The 2043-nt window shown below is 56.8% G+C and carries 3 protein-coding genes; all 3 read left to right on the top strand.

Annotated features, from left to right (window positions below):
- The first annotated feature begins 294 nt into the window (after window positions 1-294).
- A complete protein-coding gene (locus tag EOM25_14305) occupies window positions 295-948 on the top strand; it encodes a phosphatidylserine decarboxylase family protein (GenBank protein NCC26347.1) in 654 nt (217 codons plus the stop codon).
- The gene (pssA, locus tag EOM25_14300) at window positions 945-1709 is read left to right on the top strand and encodes a CDP-diacylglycerol--serine O-phosphatidyltransferase (protein ID NCC26346.1); all 765 of its coding nucleotides are present in this window, start codon (window positions 945-947) and stop codon (window positions 1707-1709) included. Before EOM25_14305 ends, pssA begins: the two co-directional genes overlap by 4 nt.
- Before the next feature lie 132 nt (window positions 1710-1841).
- A partial coding sequence (locus EOM25_14295) for a 2-isopropylmalate synthase (GenBank protein NCC26345.1) occupies window positions 1842-2043 on the top strand: 202 nt, incomplete at its 3' end.

Here is a 2043-nt window from a genome sequence, read left to right as displayed (position 1 = left end):
CTTGGGGCTGGCCGGAAAAGGAAAATATGGAATTCAACTACGAAACCGTGTCCCGGCTCATCGACTGGGGCGTGGACGGCATCATCACTGACCGGTCGGACATCCTCCGGGGCCTTCTGGCCTCCAAGGGGTACAACGTGCCCGAGGGATTTGTGGTCCGAGAGTGACGTGTAAAGCAAACACCCCCTCTGGTCGATGAAAACCTGAGTCAAAATGGCCCTTGCCTATCAGGGCATCACCCCTTAATTTAATGTTTTCAAGCAACCTCAGAATAACCTCAACCATGAAGCGACCATGAAAAAACCATCCGTCGGCCTGGCCCTCGAAGGCCTACCCTTCATCGCCTTCTCCGTCCTGACCACCCTGACTTTGGCCCTTTTGGATTGGGAATTTCTGGCCCTGTGCGCCCTGATCCTGACCTTCTTCGTCCTGAATTTCTTCCGCGACCCCGAACGGGTCGTGCCGGACAGCCCCGGAGTGGCCGTGTCTCCGGCCGACGGCCGTGTCTGCAAAATCGAACGGATGATCGACCCCTTTTCCGGAGAGGAGCGGCTCTGCGTCTGCGTGTTCATGAACGTCTTCAACGTCCACGTGAACCGAGCCCCGGTTACTGGAACGATCCGTCGTCTCCTCTACCATCCCGGAAAGTTCCTGAACGCTTCCCTGGACAAGGCCTCCACCGACAACGAGCGCAACGCCGTCCAGATCGAAGGAAACGACGGCTCGCATTGGACCGTTGTCCAGATCGCCGGACTTGTCGCCCGGCGCATTGTCTGCTGGGCCGAACCTGGGGACGATCTGGCCCGGGGCCAGCGGTTCGGTCTGATCAAGTTCGGGTCCAGACTTGACCTTTACTTGCCCCAAGGCTACGAAATACAAGTTCGTACAGGAGAAAAAGTCTTGGCCGGGCAAAGCATCCTGGCCGCCAAAACCGAAACCAGCCAATGAATACTTCCGACAAGCCCAAATTCCGGGGGGTCTACATACTCCCCAACATGATGACCCTGGCCAGCATGTTCTCGGCCTTTCTGGGGATTCTTTGGGCCATAGACGGAGAATTCGAAAAATGCGCCCTGGCCATCCTGGTCAGTTGCCTCTTTGATGGATTGGACGGAAAACTGGCCCGTCTGACCAACTCGACCTCCGATTTTGGGGTTCAGCTCGACTCTTTGGCCGACCTGGTGGCCTTCGGCGTCACCCCCGGCATCATGGTTTACCTCTGGCAGACCCATATTTTTGGGCGTCTGGGCATCCTGACATCCTTCATGCTCATGGCTTGCGGGGCTCTGCGCCTGGCCCGCTTCAACATCAGCACCGGATCGACTTCCAAGAAATTCTTCATCGGCCTTCCCATTCCGGCTGCGGCCTGCACATTGGCCAGCCTTGTCCTTTTTTCGCCATATCTCCCCGAATCCATGTCCGAACTGAATGTGGCCCGATTCAGTCTGGCCCTGATCATGATTCTTTCCGTGCTGATGGTCAGCAACATCCGGTATGCATCCTTCAAAGATTCGAATCTGGTCCGCTCCCACCGCTTCAGCGCCACAGTCACCGCTCTAATGGTCTTCATCCTGGTGGCCTCAGTGCCCAAACTCCTGGCCTTTGTCTTTTTCATCGGCTACATCGTTTCCGGTCCCATCTACTCCTACGTTTACCTCCCGCTACATCGTTCCAGTCGACTACGAGAGCGCTCGCACAAGCTCTCGTAATTCGTCCACACACCCTCTTTCAGCCTTTTCGGGGCACTTGAACGACCGCAGGCCGGTCCTTCGGAACAATCCGTCCGAAACCTCCGGCTGCAAATCGAACAGAACACCACTCCAGCACCTGTGAGGGAACTCATGAACGACAGAATCTTCATCTTCGACACCACCTTGAGAGACGGCGAACAGTCTCCCGGAGCGACCATGAACATGCGGGAAAAAATCCGTTTGGCCCGCCAACTCGAAAGCCTGGGCGTGGATGTCATCGAAGCCGGCTTCCCGGCCGCCAGTCAGGGCGATTTCGAGTCCGTCAAGGCCATCGCCGAATCGGTGACCGAAT

The organism is Deltaproteobacteria bacterium, from assembly GCA_009929795.1.
Classification (GTDB): domain Bacteria; phylum Desulfobacterota; class Desulfovibrionia; order Desulfovibrionales; family Desulfomicrobiaceae; genus RZZR01.
This window is presented reverse-complemented; position numbering and strand designations above follow the sequence as displayed.

Coding starts and splice junctions, on each gene's coding strand:
- pssA (NCC26346.1), top strand. CDS start 945: ATGAATACTTCCGACAAGCCCAAATTCCGGGGGGTCTACATACTCCCC.
- EOM25_14305 (NCC26347.1), top strand. CDS start 295: ATGAAAAAACCATCCGTCGGCCTGGCCCTCGAAGGCCTACCCTTCATC.